This is a genomic window from Neisseria sp. P0001.S007, from assembly GCF_051963655.1.
Taxonomy (GTDB): Bacteria; Pseudomonadota; Gammaproteobacteria; order Burkholderiales; family Neisseriaceae; genus Neisseria; species Neisseria subflava_A.
In genome coordinates this window covers 25409-43222 of sequence record NZ_JBQCUB010000006.1, presented here as the reverse complement: position 1 = coordinate 43222, position 17814 = coordinate 25409, and the positions used below count along the sequence as shown (strand labels likewise).

General features: G+C 47.5%; 15 protein-coding genes. 10 read left to right on the top strand and 5 right to left on the bottom strand.

Features of this window, described 5'->3' with window-relative positions; genetic code table 11:
- The first annotated feature begins 221 nt into the window (after positions 1–221).
- From truA to ACTHRE_RS06680, 9 genes are all read left to right on the top strand, one after another.
- On the top strand, positions 222–1067 hold the full coding sequence (gene truA, locus ACTHRE_RS06720) for a tRNA pseudouridine(38-40) synthase TruA (protein ID WP_440344916.1): 846 nt from the start codon (positions 222–224) through the stop codon (positions 1065–1067).
- Between the two features lie 313 nt (positions 1068–1380).
- Positions 1381–2442: a trimeric porin PorB gene (gene porB / locus ACTHRE_RS06715; RefSeq protein WP_315037857.1), complete on the top strand. Its 1062-nt coding sequence runs from the start codon at positions 1381–1383 to the stop codon at positions 2440–2442.
- A gap of 413 nt (positions 2443–2855) precedes the next feature.
- A complete protein-coding gene (locus ACTHRE_RS06710) occupies positions 2856–5201 on the top strand; it encodes a NosR/NirI family protein (RefSeq protein ID WP_210400406.1) in 2346 nt (781 codons plus the stop codon).
- Positions 5202–5310: 109 nt separating this feature from the next.
- On the top strand, positions 5311–7278 hold the full coding sequence (gene nosZ / locus ACTHRE_RS06705) for a TAT-dependent nitrous-oxide reductase (RefSeq protein WP_070583437.1): 1968 nt from the start codon (positions 5311–5313) through the stop codon (positions 7276–7278).
- Positions 7279–7475: 197 nt separating this feature from the next.
- Entirely contained in the window at positions 7476–8837 is a 1362-nt protein-coding gene (locus ACTHRE_RS06700) for a nitrous oxide reductase family maturation protein NosD (protein ID WP_432757690.1), read from the top strand.
- A 59-nt stretch (positions 8838–8896) separates the two neighbouring features.
- On the top strand, positions 8897–9790 hold the full coding sequence (locus ACTHRE_RS06695; RefSeq protein ID WP_107868278.1) for an ABC transporter ATP-binding protein: 894 nt from the start codon (positions 8897–8899) through the stop codon (positions 9788–9790).
- Positions 9787–10617, top strand: coding sequence for an ABC transporter permease (locus ACTHRE_RS06690; RefSeq protein WP_070459269.1), 831 nt, complete (start codon positions 9787–9789; stop codon positions 10615–10617). The genes ACTHRE_RS06695 and ACTHRE_RS06690 overlap by 4 nt, the downstream gene beginning before the upstream one ends.
- On the top strand, positions 10614–11108 hold the full coding sequence (locus ACTHRE_RS06685) for a nitrous oxide reductase accessory protein NosL (protein WP_070459272.1): 495 nt from the start codon (positions 10614–10616) through the stop codon (positions 11106–11108). Before ACTHRE_RS06690 ends, ACTHRE_RS06685 begins: the two co-directional genes overlap by 4 nt.
- A 117-nt stretch (positions 11109–11225) precedes the next feature.
- Positions 11226–12251 (top strand): FAD:protein FMN transferase, encoded by a 1026-nt coding sequence (locus tag ACTHRE_RS06680; protein WP_440344915.1) that lies wholly within the window; start codon positions 11226–11228, stop codon positions 12249–12251.
- 590 nt (positions 12252–12841) lie between these two features.
- Here ACTHRE_RS06680 and ACTHRE_RS06675 read toward each other — a convergent pair.
- From ACTHRE_RS06675 to ybeY, 5 genes are all read right to left on the bottom strand, one after another.
- Positions 12842–13753, bottom strand: a complete 912-nt coding sequence (locus ACTHRE_RS06675; protein ID WP_440344914.1) for a MetQ/NlpA family ABC transporter substrate-binding protein — start codon at positions 13751–13753, stop codon at positions 12842–12844.
- 186 nt (positions 13754–13939) lie between these two features.
- The gene (locus ACTHRE_RS06670) at positions 13940–14626 is read right to left on the bottom strand and encodes a methionine ABC transporter permease (RefSeq protein ID WP_107868282.1); all 687 of its coding nucleotides are present in this window, start codon (positions 14624–14626) and stop codon (positions 13940–13942) included.
- A 1-nt stretch (position 14627) separates the two neighbouring features.
- A complete protein-coding gene (locus tag ACTHRE_RS06665) occupies positions 14628–15365 on the bottom strand; it encodes a methionine ABC transporter ATP-binding protein (protein WP_107868283.1) in 738 nt (245 codons plus the stop codon).
- The gene (locus ACTHRE_RS06660; protein ID WP_107868284.1) at positions 15362–16204 is read right to left on the bottom strand and encodes an HlyC/CorC family transporter; all 843 of its coding nucleotides are present in this window, start codon (positions 16202–16204) and stop codon (positions 15362–15364) included. The genes ACTHRE_RS06665 and ACTHRE_RS06660 overlap by 4 nt, the downstream gene beginning before the upstream one ends.
- Before the next feature lies 1 nt (position 16205).
- Complete coding sequence (ybeY, locus tag ACTHRE_RS06655) at positions 16206–16721, bottom strand: rRNA maturation RNase YbeY (RefSeq protein WP_107868285.1); 516 nt, start codon at positions 16719–16721, stop codon at positions 16206–16208.
- A 118-nt stretch (positions 16722–16839) separates the two neighbouring features.
- Here ybeY and hemC point away from each other — a divergent pair, with 118 nt between their 5' ends.
- Complete coding sequence (gene hemC, locus ACTHRE_RS06650) at positions 16840–17775, top strand: hydroxymethylbilane synthase (protein WP_440344913.1); 936 nt, start codon at positions 16840–16842, stop codon at positions 17773–17775.
- Positions 17776–17814: the final 39 nt, after the last annotated feature.

Genomic DNA, 17814 nt, shown 5'->3' with positions numbered 1-17814 from the left:
AATGAAGATGCCGTTTCAGACGGCATCTTTTTTATGGTAAATTAAAAAGCAAGATTTTGGCTGAGTCTATTGTCAGTTGAGTAAGATTTCAGCTTTATGTGATGGTTGAAGATGAAGGCCGTCTGAAATACATAATGGATGGAGGCGTGTGTTGATCACGCCTTTTTAATATTTGTTACTTACGCGTAGGCAACAATATCAATTTACAAGAAGTATAAGAAATGACTGAACAAGCAAATACAATTGGGCATCTCGTGCAGCGTTGGGCTTTGACCCTCTCTTATGATGGAAGCCGTTTTTATGGTTGGCAAAAACAGGTGGGAGATTTGCCGACTGTTCAGACGGCCTTAGAGCAGGCGTTATCTTCAATAGCAGGGGAGCGAATTAATACCATTGTTGCGGGAAGGACGGATACGGGTGTGCATGCAACTGCCCAGGTAGTGCATTTTGATACATCAGTAAGTCGTCCGGAGCAAGCATGGGTGCGTGGTGTCAATGCACATTTGCCTGATGGTGTTGCTGTGTTGGTTGCGCAAAAAGTTGCACCTCATTTCCATGCCCGATTTGATGCTTATGGTCGCCATTATCGTTATTTATTGGAATCCTCACCGGTTCGTTCTCCATTATTGGTTGGCAGAGTAGGGTGGACGCATTTGAAATTAGATTTAAATCTGATGAGGCAGGCTGCTGCCTTATTGGAGGGTGAGCATGACTTTTCTAGCTTTCGAGCGGCCGAATGTCAGGCGAAATCCCCTATAAAGACACTATATAGTACAAAGATTAGTGGAACTTCTCGCTATCTGTGCCTTGATTTGCATGGGAATGCATTCTTACATCATATGGTACGCAATATTATGGGGGCATTGGTGTATGTGGGTAGCGGCAGAATCAGTGTGGATGAGTTTGAGTCGGTTTTTCATGCAAAAAGTAGATTGAAGGCTCCACCAACTTTTATGTCTGATGGTCTGTATTTAACAGGTGTTGACTATCCTGATGAGTTTGGGGTGACACGACTATCTTTGCCCGAGTGGATGAGCGTTCTAGGTAATGATTTTCAGACGGCCTGACTGCGGATTGTTGGTATAAAAGCAACAAAATAGCGTGATTGATGTGTACACTGATAAAGTGTTGTAAAAATGCAAATTTGGGTTTTGAAGAAATTTATCATTGATTTTAAATAATAAATTTCTATTTTTTGGGTTGTCTCTGCCTTTGTTTGGTTTCTGCGGTAGTGGGGGGGAATTGAATAAAGTTTGTTTTTTTAGAAAGGAACAATTATAGTGACAGTCATGGAATCGCTGATTCCAGCGATAAAGTAAGCCTAAGCGGATTGTCCGGTCTGCTTAAGTTATTTCTTCACAATAGAAAAGGAATACAGCAATGAAAAAATCTCTGATTGCTCTGACTTTGGCAGCTCTGCCTGTTGCAGCTATGGCTGATGTGACTCTGTACGGTCAAATCAAAGCTGGCGTAGAAATTTCTAAAGTAAAAGAGGGTAAGACTTCTTCTAAAACTGCTACTGAGATTGCTGACTTCGGCTCTCGCATCGGTTTCAAAGGCCACGAACACTTGGGTAGCAACCTGAATGCTATCTGGCAAGTTGAACAAAAAACTTCTATCGCCGGTGGTGACTCTGGTTTCGCTAACCGTGAATCTTTCTTGGGCTTGGAAGGCGGTTTCGGTAAAGTTCGTGCCGGTAACTTGAATACTGCTCTGAACGACAGCAGCGATAGCTTCGACCCTTGGGAATCTAGTAATGCTAACGCAGACGCTCTGCAATTGGGTAAAATCAAACGTGTAGATTCTCGTAAAGTATCTGTACGTTACGATACTCCTGTATTGGGTGGTTTCAGCGCAAGCGTACAATACCAACCACGTGACAATGCTAACCCTAGCGACAAATACACTCACACTGTGAAAAGCCGTGAGTCTTACGACTTAGGTCTGAACTACGAAAACTCTGGCTTCTTCGGTCGCTATGCTGGTTCTTATGCTAAACGTGCTGACTTGACTTCTGGTTACCTGGATGCGTTCAACAGCAACACTACTTTGACTGCTGGTACTTATAAAGATCACCAAGCTCACCGTCTGACTGCTGGTTACGATGCTAACAACCTGATGGTTGCTGTTGTAGGTCAATACGAAGGCTTCAAAGCTGACGTAGCTGGTGCTAAGAAAAACGAACGTACTGAAGTTGGTGCAACTGCTGCTTACCGCTTCGGTAATGTAACTCCTCGTGTTTCTTACGCTCACGGCTTTAAAGCTAAAGAAGAAGGCGTGAAACAAGAGAACAGCGCTTACAACCAAGTTATCGTTGGTGCTGACTACGACTTCTCTAAACGCACTTCTGCCCTGTTGTCTGCCGGCTGGTTGAAAGAAGGCAAAGGCGATGCTAAATACGAGAAAACTGCTGGTACTGTTGGCCTGCGTCACAAATTCTAATCTGATTTAAGATTAGTCTGAAAAAGAGCCTGTTTTATACAGGCTCTTTTTGTTTTCGTAGGGAGTGTATTTTGTTATTGCAGGAGCAGATTAAAGTATTTTCGATATTTTTTCAGACGGCCTATGGGAATCTAAACCGGGTTATATTCTATTAAATATATGCCAAACAAAATTTTGGAAATTGTTTTGAGTATTATTATAAATAAGTTAACAATATAAAGATGGTTATTGAATTAAGTTGATTTTCCTATATTTCATGTCTACTAATAAAAGATTTATTTTTATAGTTCTAAAGTATTATTAGCATGTAGAATTTGGTTTTAAGATTTGTAAATTTGATTTTAATCAAATTATTGCTGATAGATGATTCATATAATATAAGTGTTTAGAGTATCGATATATCGGGAATAACCATGTCCTGTCTTGAAATGAAGTGCTTAAGTGGCATTTGGAAACGAATCCTTGTGCTGTTTGCTGTGTTTTCTATGATGATAGTAAGCCTGCCTGCTTACGCGGAGCGCTTGCCTGATTTCTTGGCAAAAGTTCAGCCTTCTGAAATTTTTCCTGGTGCTGATCGCTACGGCAAACCGGAAGGTAAGCCTTTGGTTGCTCGTGTATATAAAGGCGAAGAGCAGCTTGGCTTAGTTTATATCACGACTGATGTGGTCAATACGCGCGGTTATTCGAGTAAGCCGATTGATACGATGATTGCATTGGCGAATGATGGCACTATTGCGGGAGCAAAATTGGTTGAACATCATGAACCAATTATGCTGATTGGTATTCCGCAATCCCGAGTCGACAAATTCATTGATAAATATATTGGCTTAAATTTCATTAAAAATCCTCCGCAGCCTGGCGTGGCTCCTGCTGATATCATCAGTGGTGCGACTGTAACGTTAATGGTGATTAACGACAGTATTCAGCGTTCTGTCAAATCGGTTATTCATCAATATCATTTGGGTACAGATAAAGCGGCTCAAGCAGGTGCTGCTGCTTCTGGTGAGCAGGCTGCAAATGAGCCTGCGGTTCAAACTCGCCCTCGTCGTGCTGTGAATCCTGATAAACAAGACATCCAGTCTTGGAATGCACTGTTAGAACAAAAAGCTGTTGGTCATCTGCATATTTCTGTTGACGATATCAACAAACTGTTTGAAAAAGGCGGTAAAGCTGGTGTTGCTGAGCATGCAGAGCAGGGTGATGGTAACGATACATTCGTTGATTTATATGTTGCTTTGGTCAGCCAACCTTCTATCGGTAAAAGCCTTTTAGGTGAGGCCGGTTGGAATAATCTGCAAAAACGTTTGCAACCAGGTCAACAGGCGATTATGGTTGCCGGTGAAGGCCGATACTCTTGGAAGGGCTCAGGCTATGTGCGTGGCGGTATCTTCGACCGTATCGAAATGATTCAGGGCGATACCAGCTTCCGTTTTACTGATGCACAACATGAGCGTGTAGTTGCTTTGGCAGCGGAAGGTGCACCTGCATTTAAAGAGGTCTCTTGGTTTACCATCCCGGAAGGTGTGGAATTTGATGCTGCTGAGCCATGGCGTTTACAACTGATGATTCAACGTGTGTTGAGCGTTAACGATAAAGCTTTTGTGAATGCAGATTTGGATTACGAATTGCCAAAAGGCTACTATGTCGATGATCCAAAAGCACCACCTGTTGAAATCAGCGCGCCGGTTGAGCAAGTTGCGGCTGTAGCTTCAGCTCCTGAAAGTACGGGTATTGCCGAAGATGCGACTGCCGGTGATGATGGTGTTTCCAACCAACTTTGGAAACAGGTTTGGAAAGCCAAACAAGGTCAAATTATTGTTGTCGGTATTGCTTTGACAATTCTCCTGTTGGTATTCCTGTTCCAAGACTGGATTGTACGTTACGAAAAATGGTATGACCGTTTCCGCCTCTGCTTCCTGACATTTACCTTAGTTTATATTGGTTGGTATGCGCAAGCTCAATTATCAGTTGTCAATACGCTCACCTTATTCTCCGCGGTTTTGACTGAGTTTCACTGGGAATTCTTCCTGATGGATCCGCTGGTGTTCATTCTGTGGCTCTTTACAGCAGCGACCATGCTGTTGTGGAATAGAGGTACGTTCTGTGGTTGGCTGTGTCCTTTCGGTTCATTGCAGGAGTTGACCAATCGTGTTGCTAAAAAATTGGGCGTAAAACAAATTACTGTGCCACATTTATTGCATACGCGCCTGACAGCCATTAAATATGTTATCTTCTTCGGTTTGCTGGCTATTTCCCTGTACGATTTGGGCACTGCTGAAAAATTTGCAGAAGTTGAACCTTTCAAAACCGCAATTATTCTGAAGTTTATGCGCGAATGGTGGTTTGTATTGTTTGCTGCAGCTTTGTTGATTGCCGGTTTGTTTATCGAACGTTTCTTCTGTCGTTATCTGTGTCCTTTGGGTGCGGGTATCGCATTGCCGGGTCGCTTCCGTGTGTTTGACTGGCTGCGCCGCTATAAAATGTGTGGCAACCCTTGTCAGATTTGTACACATGAATGTCCGGTACAGGCTATTGCACCAGAAGGCGATATCCATCCGAACGAATGTATCCAATGTCTGCATTGCCAGGTAATGTATCACCACGATACGCGTTGTCCTCAAGTAGTGGCAACGAATAAGAAAAAACAAAAACAAGCGGCGGCAAAATCTGAGCAGCATGATGCGGCAGCAACGCAAAATGCCCAAGAACAAGTTGTTCGGTTTGTTAAAAAAGAATCAGCAATTAGTGTTGATAAGTAGTTATTTATAAAATAAAAGAGGGCTGTATCGGCAGCCCGACTTAGAAATTTTTTCATCGGCAGGCCGTCTGAAAAAAATCGGCCGCCGGATTTTATCCAAGGAGTGTCGTATGTCAGACGAAAAATTAGAACAAAACGGCTTAAGCCGTCGTTCATTCTTAGGTACTGCCGCTGCTTCCGGTGCAGGTATTGCCGGTGCCGGTTTGTTGGGCTTGGCCGGTTGCTCTAACGGTGAGGGTGATAAAGCTGCTGCTTCTGGCGCAGCTCCTGCTGAAAAAGCAGCTGCTCATTCTGCCGAGCCGGGCAAAATGACTTCCGAAGTGGGTCCAGGTGAACTTGACCAATACTACGGTTTCCTGTCAGGCGGTCAATCAGGCGAAATGCGCTTGATCGGTTTGCCATCTATGCGCGAACTGATGCGTATCCCAGTATTCAATATGGACAGCGCTACCGGTTGGGGTCGTACCAACGAGAGTCTGAGCGTTTTGAACGGAAACATTACGCCGGAAACCCGTAAATTCCTGCAAGACAGCGGTCTGCGTTGCTACCCTAACGGCGACTTGCACCACCCGCACTTGTCTTTCACCGACCAAACTTACGATGGCCGTTATGCTTACGCCAACGATAAAGCAAACACCCGTGTTTGCCGCGTCCGCTTGGATGTAATGAAAACCGATAAAATCATCGATATTCCTAATGCTTCAGGTATCCACGGTCTGCGTCCGCAACGTTATCCGAAAACCGGTTACGTTTTTGCCAACGGCGAACACATTGTTCCAGTTGACGGCGTAGGTAAATGGGATGATGCGAAAACTTGGAATGCCGTTTATACCGCAATTGACGGCGAAACCATGGAAATCGCATGGCAAGTTTTGGTAGACGGTAACTTGGACAACGGCGATGCCGACTACCAAGGTAAATACTCTTTCTCTACCTGCTATAACTCTGAGCGCGCTCTGACTGTACAAGGTGCATCTTCTAACGAACAAGACTGGTGTGTGGTATTTAACCTGGCCGCCATCGAAGAAGGCATCAAAAAAGGCGACTTCAAAGAAGTTAACGGCGTGAAAATGTTGGACGGTCGTGCGGAAGCCAACTCTCCATACACTCGTTACATCCCGGTTCCTAACTCTCCTCACGGCTGTAATGCAAGCCCTGACGGCAAATACATCATGCTCAACGGTAAACTGTCTCCAACCGTTACCGTATTGGATGTTAGCAAACTGGATGACTTGTTTGCAGGTAAAATCAAAGAGCGCGATGTTGTCGTAGCCGAGCCTCAACTGGGTCTTGGCCCATTACACACTGCATTTGACGGTCGCGGCAATGCCTATACTACATTGTTTATCGACAGCCAAATGGTGAAATGGAACATCGACGATGCGATTAAAGCCTACAAAGGCGAGAAAATCGATCCGATCAAACAAAAACTTGACGTTCACTATCAACCTGGCCACAACCACACTACCATGGGCGAAACCAAAGAAGCCGACGGTAAATGGTTGGTGTCTTTGAACAAATTCTCCAAAGACCGCTTCCTGAACGCAGGTCCTCTGAAACCTGAGTGTGACCAATTGATCGACATCTCCGGCGATGAAATGCGTCTGGTTCATGACAACCCGACTTTTGCAGAGCCACATGACTTCTGTCTGGTTTCTGCTTCCAAAGTGAATCCAAGCAAAACTTGGGACCGCAAAGACCCATGGTTCTGGAAAGATGCTTTGGAACAAGCGCAAAAAGATGGCGTTGAGCTGGAAAAAGCCGCTAAAGTCGTACGCGAAGGCAACAAAGTACGCGTGTACATGACTGCCGTTGCGCCTGCATTCAGTATCCCTCAATTTGAAGTGAACCAAGGCGACGAAGTGACCGTATACGTAACCAACGTTGAGACCATTGAGGACTTGACTCACGGCTTCACTTTGGAAGGCTACGGTATCGCTATGGAGATTGGCCCGCAAGCAACATCTTCTGTAACCTTCAAAGCAGTTCGTCCAGGCGTACACTGGTACTACTGCCAATGGTTCTGCCACGCATTGCACATGGAAATGTCAGGCCAAATGATTGTTAAACCAAAATAATTTTGGTTTGATGATTTAATCCTTTAGGCCGTCTGAAAAGACATTCTTTCAGACGGCCTTTATAGCAAAGCTGTTTGTCAGCTAGTTGGCAATGAGATATAAGCCATCATCAGACAGCTTTGCTATAACATCAAAATACCTGTTTCTGCATAGGTTTATCATGTAGAAAACAGGCCGTCTGAAATTGAGATATGATTATGACGCATACACCATCCCATCGTTCCAAATGGCAACGTGCCGCATTCGTATTGCTATTGGGCAGTATGGTTCAGACGGCCTTTGCCGCAGTCATCAACGTATCCGCACAAGACAATCTCAATGATGCTTTAGCGCGCGCCCAAGCCGGCGATACGCTCAAGCTTGCCTCCGGTACATACAAGACCAAACTCTATATCGACAAACCGATTACCATTGAAGGTCCGGCCGACCGCTCCGCCAAGATTGTCGGCGACAGGAGCGGGCGTACCATTGCCGTTCATGCGCCTGACGTAACTCTGCGCAATCTGACAGTTTCCAATTCAGGCTTGAGCCTGCCGGCCATGGATGCGGGCATTTATCTTGAGGAAACGGCTCCGCGTGCATTGGTTGAACACAATAATGTCTTGGACAACTCTGTTGGCGTGTACATTCATGGCGCGGCAGAATCGATGGTGCGCGAAAATAAGATTGTCGGGGAAGCCACATTGCGCGTGAATGAGCGCGGTAATGGCGTAACGGTTTGGAATGCGCCGGGTGCGCAAGTAATCGACAACGATATTTCCAAAGGCCGTGACGGTATTTTCTCCAACACTAGTACCAAAAATACCTACAAAGGCAATCGTTTTAGCGACTTGCGTTTTGCAGTGCATTATATGTACACCAACGACAGCGAGGTCAGCAACAATATCTCCGTCGGCAACAACATGGGTTATGTGCTGATGTTTTCCGAACGCCTGAAAGTGTATGGCAACATTGCCGTTGGCAGCCGCGACCAAGGCATTATGCTCAACTACGTCAACTATTCCGATATTAACGACAACATTATCAACAAAGCCGGTAAATGCGTATTCGCCTATAACGCCAACTTCAATAAAATTTTTGACAACCATTTTGAAAACTGTCAAATCGGCATTCACTTTACCGCGGCTATTGAAGGCACAAGCCTGTCCAATAATTCGTTTATCAACAACGAAAGCCAAGTTAAATACGTCAGCACCCGTTTCCTTGATTGGGGAGAGGGCGGCCGAGGCAATTATTGGAGCGACAACAGTACATTCGATCTTGATGGCGATGGTTTTGGCGATAATGCCTATCGACCGAACGGCATCATAGACCAAATTATTTGGCGCGCTCCCGTGTCCCGTCTGCTGATGAACAGTCCTGCCGTCAGCATTGTCAAATGGGCGCAATCTCAGTTCCCCGCTATTTTGCCGGGCGGCGTCATCGACAGTAAGCCATTGATGAAACCGATCAGCAACAAAACAAGCACCAAATACGAAGCCATGAAGGATGAGCTGTTGCACGAAGCCAGTACGCGCCAATCCGATTGGAGCGATGCCGAAAACGGATCTTTGAATTAAACATGTTTTCAGACGGCCTTTTGAATGAGGCCGTCTGAAACAGCACAAAGGAATTATTCATGACCAACCACGTCGAATTAAGAAACGTGACCAAACAATTCGGTAGTCAAAAAGCCGTCAACCAAGTCGATTTAGTCCTCAAAGCAGGCGAAAGCGTCGGCATGGCAGGGCATAACGGTGCAGGCAAATCCACCATCATGAAGCTGATACTCGGCCTGATTACACCGACCGAAGGCGAAGTCATGTTGCTGGGCGAGCGTACCGGCAGCAAGGCAGGCGCACTGCTTCGCAGCCAAATCGGCTACCTGCCTGAAACCGTCGCGCTTCATCCTTCATTGACCGGCATTGAAACCATGGATTTCTATGCCAAGCTGAAAAAACAGCCCTTGAGTAAAAACCGTGAGTTGTTGGAACGCGTCGGTATTTCTCAAGCGGCACGCCGCCGTGTCGGCACTTACTCCAAAGGTATGCGCCAGCGTCTCGCTTTGGCACAAGCCTTGTTGGGCGAGCCTAAAGTCTTATTGTTTGACGAACCGACCACAGGCCTTGACCCGGCTTCACGCCAAATGTTTTACGAAGTCGTGCGCGAGCTGAATGGACGCGGTGCGACCGTATTGCTCAGCACGCACGCGCTTGCCGAACTCGATGGCCACGCCGACCGCATTATCGTCATGAAAAACGGTGTGAAAGTTGCCGATGGCAGTATGGATGAGTTGCATATTCAAAGCGGTTTGCCGTTGACCGTCAATGTCCGTTTGAAAGAAGCGCGTCCGTTGAGCGAGCGTTGGCAGCCGCTTTCAGACGGGCTGTCGTATAAAGCGCAATGTAAAGCCGAAGAGCGTATGGGGCTTTTGAGTGAATTGGGTGATTTGGGCAACCTTGCCTATATCGATATCCATACCCCGACACTTGACGATATGTACGCACAATTCTTAAAAAGGGAAGACGTATGAACCCCGTTTGGATTATTACTGGCAAAGAAGTCCGCGACAGCCTGCGCAACCGTTGGGTCCTCGCCGCCGCACTCCTGCTTGCCGCGCTTGCCCTGTCATTGGGTTTCCTGGGCAGCTCGCCTACCGGTACAGTCAAAGTCGATCCGTTGACCGTTACCGTTGTCAGCCTCTCCAGCCTGTCGATTTTCCTGATTCCGCTGATTGCGATGTTGCTCTCTTATGATGCGCTGATTGGCGAAATCGAACGCGGCACGATGGCGCTGTTATTGAGCTATCCGATTTCGCGCAACCAAATCCTTGCCGGCAAATTTATCGGCCATCTCATCATCCTTGCCCTTGCCACCACGGCAGGCTACGGATTGGCGGGCATTACCCTCCAGCTTGCCAACGGCGGCTTTGACCTTGCCGCATGGAAACCTTTTGCCCTCCTGATTGTTGCCAGTGTGATTCTTGGTGCAGCCTTTTTGTCTATGGGTTATTTGATTAGCGCAAAAGTCAAAGAACGCGGTACTGCCGCCGGTATCGCCATCGGCGTATGGCTGTTTTTTGTGGTGATTTTCGATATGGCGCTTTTGGGTGTTTTGGTTGCCGATACTGAACAAGTTATTACCGCGCCTGTTGTAGAAACCATTCTCTTGTTCAATCCTTCCGACATTTACCGTCTGCTCAACCTGACCGGTTATGAAAACACCGCAATGTACGCAGGGATGGCCGGTTTGAGCGATCAAATCAGCCTGACTATGCCGGTTTTGCTGACGGCGCAGGTATTATGGGTTATCATTCCCTTGGTCTTGGCCGCCTGGATTTTCGGAAAGAGACAAATATGAGAAAAATATTATTTACAGCATTCACCATCCTTGCTTTATCTGCTTGTAGCAAAGAGGAAAATACTCCTCCGCCTACGCCCCAACGAATCAGCGACAGTGCAGTCGGTCATTACTGCAGCATGAATTTGACCGAACACAACGGCCCTAAAGCGCAAATCTTCTTGAACGGCAAACCTGACAAACCGGTTTGGTTTTCCACCATCAAGCAGATGTTCGGCTATACCAAGCTGCCCGAAGAGCCTAAAGGCATTCATGCCATCTATGTCACCGATATGGGCAAAGTCAAAGATTGGGAAAAACCCAATGCCGACGCCGAATGGATAGATGCGAAAAAAGCCTATTACGTCATCGAAAGCAGCTTTATCGGCGGCATGGGTGCGGAAGACGCGCTTCCGTTTGCCGACAAAGCTCAGGCTGAAAAATTCGCCAAAGAAAAAGGCGGCAGAGTAGTCGGTTTTGCAGAGATGCCCGACGAATACATTTTCAAGTAAAACAATCAATAAAGGCCGTCTGAAACTGTTTCAGACGGCCTTTATGTTGGAAGCTGTCGATTGATGATTTAATGAATGCGGCTTTCAATGTAAAGATAAAAATCCAAGGAATACTTTATGTCCACCCCCTTAACGCGCCGCCGTTTCCTTGCCATCGCCGCCACACTTGCCGCCGGTGTCGGCATTCCTTTTGCCATCAGCCGCAAAACCACTCAGCTGATTCATCCGGCCAGCCTAAATCAAGAAGAGCAGCCAGTTATTTGGAGAGGCATTGCATTGGGTTCGGGTGCGGAATTGCGGTTGTTCGACGTTGAGCGCAAGCAGGCGGAAATATTGGTCAACAAAGTATTGGCGGAAGTCTCACGATTGGAAAAAATCTTCAGCCTGTATCGGGACGACAGCCTGATCAGCCGTTTAAATCGAGAAGGCCGTCTGAAAAATCCACCATCCGATTTTTTGCAGCTGCTCAGCATCAGCCGAGATATCCATCAGCTAACGCAGGGTGCATTTGATCCCAGCATTCAGCCTTTGTGGAATCTGTATGCCGACCATTTTAGACGAAACCCCAAAACCGAAACACCGCCATCCGAACGCAGTATTAAAGAAACGCTCAAATTAGTGGATTTCAACAAAGTCGATTTTGATACCAAAGAAATCCGTTTTGCCCAAAAAGGCATGGGCTTGTCGCTCAACGGCATTGCGCAGGGCTATATCACCGACAAAGTAGCCGAATTGTTGAAGCAGCAAGGCGTTACCCAGGCATTGATTGATATGGGGGAAATTTACGGCTTTGATAATGCCAACCAGCGCGAATGGAATGTCAGTATTCGCAATCCCGACCAAGAAGACCAAATCCTGACCACCATTGCCATGAAAAACCAAGCGTTTGCCACATCGGGCGGCTATGGCACGGTAATGGACGAAGCTGGCAAATTTACTCATCTTTTTGATCCGCGTACAGGCGGAAGCCAACCGCGTTATAAAAGCATGAGCGTCATGGCGGAGAGTGCGGCGGTTGCCGATGCCTTTTCTACCGCATTCTCCATTATGGATGAAGCAGCCATCCGTACTGCGGCTCAAGTTAAAAAGGCACAGGTTTGGCTGGTGATGCTGAATAATGAATTGAAGAAGATTGGAAGTTGAGGAGAAGGGCAGCCTTGCCTGTGATTTTGACTATGTGCATAGGGCAGGGAAGGTTCGATTACTGAAATAATGGAGGATAAAAAAAGAAGGGCTGCCCAAGGGGGCAACCCTGAAACTCTTGCAGCTGGGAGTAATTAGCAAGAGATTACGACACTTAAAACAAAAATTCACTCATTTCAAAGCATGAAGCTTTAATATCTAAGCAATACGGTTTCAACCGCTCAAACCCCTTCGATACGGAGAAACACAACATACATGGGAAAATCCGACAAAGTGGTTTGAAGCAATTCAGATGAACGGTCTGTAATGCAGATAACCGGATGTCTTTAGATGAACGGTATAATATCAGGATAAACGGAACATTACTAGTGAATATTATAAAAAATTAGAATAATTCATTTAGTAATTGATTTTATTGAATAAAAATATGACTTTTATTGAACTTTTTTACAACATATTGATTTGGTTTTAAAAAGGGAATTATGTAAGTATTTGGCGTTAATCAAAAAACTTGTTTTGAGCTTTGGGAATAGATAATCAATAGAAAAAGGCCGTCTGAATGTTCAGACGGCCTTTTTTCAAAAAGTTACTTATTTGGTTGCAGAAGCAGTAGAAGCAGCTTCGGCTTGAGCGCCTGCAGCTGCGTTTTCACCCCATGCAGCAGGATATTTGTAACCGGCAAAGCGTTTTTGTGAGTAAGCTTTGAACTCGTTAGAGTTGTAGGCTTCGGTTACATCTTTCAACCATTGGCTGTCTTTGTCGGCAGTGCGGACGGCAGACCAGTTAACGTAGGCAAAGCTTGGCTCTTGGAACAGGGCTTCAGTCAGTTTCATGCCGCTGCTCATAGCGTAGTTGCCGTTAACGATGGCAAAGTCAACGTCGGCACGGCTGCGTGGCAGTTGGGCGGCTTCAAGCTCTACGATTTGGATGTTTTTTGGATTTTCGGCAATATCGTTTTTAGAAGCAGTCAGCGGGTCAACGTCGGCTTTCAGTTTAATCCAGCCCAATTCGTTCAACATAACCAATGCACGGGCAAAGTTGGACGGGTCGTTAGGTGCAGAAACGCTGACGCCGTCTTTCACTTCGTCCAAAGATTTCAGTTTGCCAGGGTACAGGCCCAAAGGAGCAGTCGGTACTTGGAAGGCTTCTACGATGTCCAGTTTGTGTTCTTTTTTGAAGTCGTCCAGATAAGGTTTGTGTTGGAAGATGTTGATGTCCAATTCGCCTTCAGCCAAAGCAAGGTTGGGGCGAACATAGTCGGTGAACTCGATCAGTTTGACTTTATAGCCTTTTTTCTCCAAAGCCAGTTGGATTTGGTCTTTTACCATATCGCCGAAATCGCCGACGGTTGTACCGAAGACGATTTCTTTTTTCTCTGTACCGTTGTCGGCAGAAGATGTGGCAGAAGCAGCAGGCGTACTGTCTTTTTGACCGCCGCAGGCAGCCAGTACGATGGCCAGCGCAGCGGCTGAAAGGGTTTTGAAGAATGTGTTGGTTTTCATATTTTGCTCCTGATGGATGATAAAACGGTTTCAGACGGCCTCAAGCTGCCGCCGTTAAAAAAGAGGAATTGTAAATCTATTTTGGAAATATGAGGACGTTTTTTGTAAATTTATTTGGAATATATGCCCTAAATAGATAACAGGCCGTCTGAAAAATAGTAAGTCCATTTCAGACGGCCTGTTTGCTTAACGTTTATCCAGTTTGCGCGCCAATCTGTTGCCGATACCTTGAATCAGGATAACGAGTAAAACCAGGATGGTGACAATGAAGATGATGACTTCCATTTGATAGCGGTAGTAGCCGTAACGGATGGCAAGGTCGCCCAAGCCGCCGCCGCCAATCATGCCTGCCGCTGCGCTGTACGACAGAAGGCCGATAGCCAGTACGGTAATGCTGGAAACCATACCTGCGCGCGCTTCATTCAAAAGCACTTTGCAGATGATGCTCATGGGTGAGGCACCCATTGCGGAGGCCGCTTCAATTACGCCTCTGGGTACTTCGCGCAGGTTTTGCTCGACCAGACGGGCGAAGTAGAACAGGCCGGATACGCTCAGTACCAATGAGGCGGCAACCGGGCCGATGGTCGTGCCGATGATGGCGCGTGTAACAGGAATCATGGCAATCATCAGGATGACGAAAGGGAACGCACGCATCAGGTTGACCAGGTTGTCCAAAAACAAATTCAGCTGTTTGTTGTAGTGCAACTGATGGCTTGACGTCACAAACAGCAATACGCCCAAAATCGTACCGAAGATAACGGCGAAAGTAGTCGATAGGCTGACCATAATAAAGGTTTCGCCCAAGGCTTGGATAATTTCGCCCTTCATGCTGACGATGGTCGCAACAGCACTTTCAAATGTTAAATCTGCCATATTAGTCCTCTCGAATCAGCTCTTGCCCGATTTCGGATTGGGCATGGATTTGGTTGCCGTGTACTTCAATGATTTCCAGCAGACGGCCTTTGTCCAAGAGGGCGGCACGGTCGCACAGGCGGCGGATAACGCTCATTTCGTGGGTAACGATGACGATGGTTACGTTGAAACGTCGGTTGATGTCTTCCAAACACTTCAAAACGCTGCGCGTAGTGGCGGGGTCGAGGGCGGAAGTGGGTTCGTCGGCGAGGATGACTTGAGGTTGCGGCGCCAGCGCACGGGCAATGCCTACACGTTGTTTTTGACCGCCAGAAAGTTGGGACGGGTAATGGTTGACACGGTCTTGCAAGTCAACGATTTCCAAACATTCTTCAACACGCGCTTGGATTTTTTTAGACGGCCATTTGGCAATTTCTAAAGGAAAGGCAACGTTTTCGGCAACAGTACGGTTGCTTAAAAGGTTGAACTGTTGGAACACCATGCCGATATTTTGTCGGGCGTGGCGCAGTTGCGTGGCGTTGAGCGCGGTCAGTTCTTGGCCGCATACGCTGACGGTACCTGTATCCGGACGTTCCAATAAATTAATCAGGCGCAGCAGGGTGGATTTGCCTGCGCCGGAATAGCCCATCAGGCCGAAGATTTCTCCCTGTTTGATTTCGAGGCTGGTCGGCTCGACGGCGACAAAGTCTTTGTTGTCGCGTGTTTGATAGTGTTTGGAGACGTGATCCAGAATAATCATGGTTTATCCGTGTTTTCTTTAATTCGTGTGGCCATCAGGGTGTGCAGACGGCGGTTGTCGGCGCGTGCGACGGTAAATTGCAGGCTGCCGATGATGACTTTTTCGCCGCGTACGGGCAGGTGTCCCAATTCTTGAATGACCAGGCCGCCGATGGTATCGGCTTCTTCGCTGCTGTATTCCGTACCGAAGAAGGTGTTGATGTCTTTGATTTCGGTGGCCGCGTGGATGCGCCAGCGTTCGGAAGAAACGGCATGGATATTGTCGGCGCTGTCGTCTTCGTCAAACTCGTCTTCGATTTCGCCGACGATTTGCTCGATGATGTCTTCAAAGGTTACCAGGCCAGATGTGCCGCCGTATTCGTCGATGACAATCGCCATGTGGTTGCGCTGTTCGCGGAACTCTTTTAAAAGGGAGGTCAGTGATTTGCCTTCGGGCACGAAAACGGCAGGGCGCAAGACAGATTTCAGGTGGAACTGCTCGGGGTTAAACATATATTTGAGCAGGTCTTTGGCATGCAAAATACCCAAAACTTCGTCTTTGTCTTCGCCGATGACGGGGAAACGCGAATGGGCGGTTTCGATGACGTAGGCCGTGATGCGCTCGATGCTGTCGTTCTCTTTCAATACGTTCATGCGGCTGCGCGTAATCATCGCGTCACGCACTTCCAGCTCGGCAAAGTCCAATACTTTTTCCAGCCGGGTCAGTGTGTCGGCGTCAAAAACTTCTTGTTCGTGCGCTTGGCGCAGCAGAGTTAATACGTCTTCGGCGGAGTCGGGCTCGCCGGCAAGTCGGGAGATCAGGCGTTCGAAAAACTTTGGTTTCGACTGCGTACCGTCCATTTTAATATTCGTCCTCTTGGTAGGGGTTGGGGAAGCCTGCCGCCAGCATCAGGCGGATTTCTTCGGCTTCCATTATTTCGGCTTCATCGTCTTCAATGTGGTCGTAGCCCATCAGGTGTAAAGTACCGTGTATGGTCAGGTGGGCAAAATGCTGCTCGGGTGTTTTGCCTTGTTCGGCGGCTTCTTTCAAAACCACTTGCGGACAAATCACCAAATCGCCATATAGGTCGTCTGAAAACTGGTCGGGCAGGATTTCGCCTTCGTTGAGCGCAAAACTCAATACATTGGTGGCGTAATCTTTGCCGCGGTAGTCGCGGTTGTAAGCGCGGGCTTCTCCTTCATCCAGAAGAATCAGGCTGATGTCGGCGCGGCGGTATTCGTTTTTTAAGGCAGACCATGCCCAGCGGTAAAAATCGCGTTCGCTCGGAAGGTTGGCGGCGGAAGAAGCGTTTTCAAAGTGCAGATGAAAACGTTGCCGCTGTAAGGATAAAAAAGGATATTGTTTGGCGCGTTTCATGTTGTCCCGAAAATTTGGTTTTTAGGCGTAAATATAACATATTCACCCCCATGTCGTCTGAAAAACCGCCCAAAATATGATAGACTTCATGCCGTTTTCCATCTTTCAGGCAACCATTATGAACCCGAAAAAACTCGTTATCGCCAGTCGCGAAAGCCTGCTTGCCATGTGGCAGGCAAAACATATCCAAGGCCGTCTGAAAGCCCTGTATCCCGATTGCGAAGTCGAGATTTTGGGCATGACCACGCGCGGCGACCAGATTTTGGACAGAACTTTGTCAAAAGTCGGCGGTAAAGGCTTGTTTGTCAAAGAGTTGGAACAGGCTTTGTATGACGGTCGGGCCGACTTGGCCGTGCATTCGATTAAAGACGTACCGATGGATTTGCCTGAAGGTTTCGCGCTTGCGGCCATCGGCGAACGCGCCAATCCGTTTGACGCGTTTGTGTCCAACCAATACGCGCGTTTGGAAGAAATGCCCAAAGGTGCCATCGTCGGTACATCCAGCCTGCGCCGCGAAGCCCAGTTGCGTGCGCGCTATCCGCATTTGGTTATCAAACCTTTGCGCGGCAATGTGCAAACCCGTTTGTCCAAACTCGATAATGGCGAGTACGACGCGATTATCTTGGCCGCCGCCGGTTTGCAGCGTCTGGAATTGGACGAACGCATCCGCATGATTTTGTCGGAATCCGACAGCCTGCCTGCCGCCGGACAAGGCGCATTGGGTATTGAAATTGCAGCGCATCGCGAAGATTTGTACGAAATCTTAAAGCCTTTGAGCCACGATACCACACACGCCTGCGTTACGGCCGAACGCGCTTTGGCGCGCGCTTTGGGCGGAAGCTGCCAAGTGCCGCTGGCCGCATATTGTACTGAAGAAAACGGCTTGCTGACCTTGCGCGGCTTGGTCGGCCATCCTGACGGTTCGGTTATTTTGCAGGCGGACGCGCAAGCCCCAGCCGAATACGCCGATGCCTTGGGTCGTGCAGTCGCCAAAAAACTGGCGGATGATGGTGCGGAAGAATTGATTGCCGCCGTATTGCAAGAACAGGCTTAAAACAACATAGATCATTTAAAAGGCCGTCTGAAACTTTCA

What these genes read in the sequence shown, in the direction of transcription:
- truA (WP_440344916.1), top strand. Translation starts at nt 222, where the DNA reads ATGACTGAACAAGCAAATACAATTGGGCATCTCGTGCAGCGTTGGGCT.
- porB (WP_315037857.1), top strand. Translation starts at nt 1,381, where the DNA reads ATGAAAAAATCTCTGATTGCTCTGACTTTGGCAGCTCTGCCTGTTGCA.
- ACTHRE_RS06710 (WP_210400406.1), top strand. Translation starts at nt 2,856, where the DNA reads ATGTCCTGTCTTGAAATGAAGTGCTTAAGTGGCATTTGGAAACGAATC.
- nosZ (WP_070583437.1), top strand. Translation starts at nt 5,311, where the DNA reads ATGTCAGACGAAAAATTAGAACAAAACGGCTTAAGCCGTCGTTCATTC.
- ACTHRE_RS06700 (WP_432757690.1), top strand. Translation starts at nt 7,476, where the DNA reads ATGACGCATACACCATCCCATCGTTCCAAATGGCAACGTGCCGCATTC.
- ACTHRE_RS06695 (WP_107868278.1), top strand. Translation starts at nt 8,897, where the DNA reads ATGACCAACCACGTCGAATTAAGAAACGTGACCAAACAATTCGGTAGT.
- ACTHRE_RS06690 (WP_070459269.1), top strand. Translation starts at nt 9,787, where the DNA reads ATGAACCCCGTTTGGATTATTACTGGCAAAGAAGTCCGCGACAGCCTG.
- ACTHRE_RS06685 (WP_070459272.1), top strand. Translation starts at nt 10,614, where the DNA reads ATGAGAAAAATATTATTTACAGCATTCACCATCCTTGCTTTATCTGCT.
- ACTHRE_RS06680 (WP_440344915.1), top strand. Translation starts at nt 11,226, where the DNA reads ATGTCCACCCCCTTAACGCGCCGCCGTTTCCTTGCCATCGCCGCCACA.
- ACTHRE_RS06675 (WP_440344914.1), bottom strand. Translation starts at nt 13,753, where the DNA reads ATGAAAACCAACACATTCTTCAAAACCCTTTCAGCCGCTGCGCTGGCC.
- ACTHRE_RS06670 (WP_107868282.1), bottom strand. Translation starts at nt 14,626, where the DNA reads ATGGCAGATTTAACATTTGAAAGTGCTGTTGCGACCATCGTCAGCATG.
- ACTHRE_RS06665 (WP_107868283.1), bottom strand. Translation starts at nt 15,365, where the DNA reads ATGATTATTCTGGATCACGTCTCCAAACACTATCAAACACGCGACAAC.
- ACTHRE_RS06660 (WP_107868284.1), bottom strand. Translation starts at nt 16,204, where the DNA reads ATGGACGGTACGCAGTCGAAACCAAAGTTTTTCGAACGCCTGATCTCC.
- ybeY (WP_107868285.1), bottom strand. Translation starts at nt 16,721, where the DNA reads ATGAAACGCGCCAAACAATATCCTTTTTTATCCTTACAGCGGCAACGT.
- hemC (WP_440344913.1), top strand. Translation starts at nt 16,840, where the DNA reads ATGAACCCGAAAAAACTCGTTATCGCCAGTCGCGAAAGCCTGCTTGCC.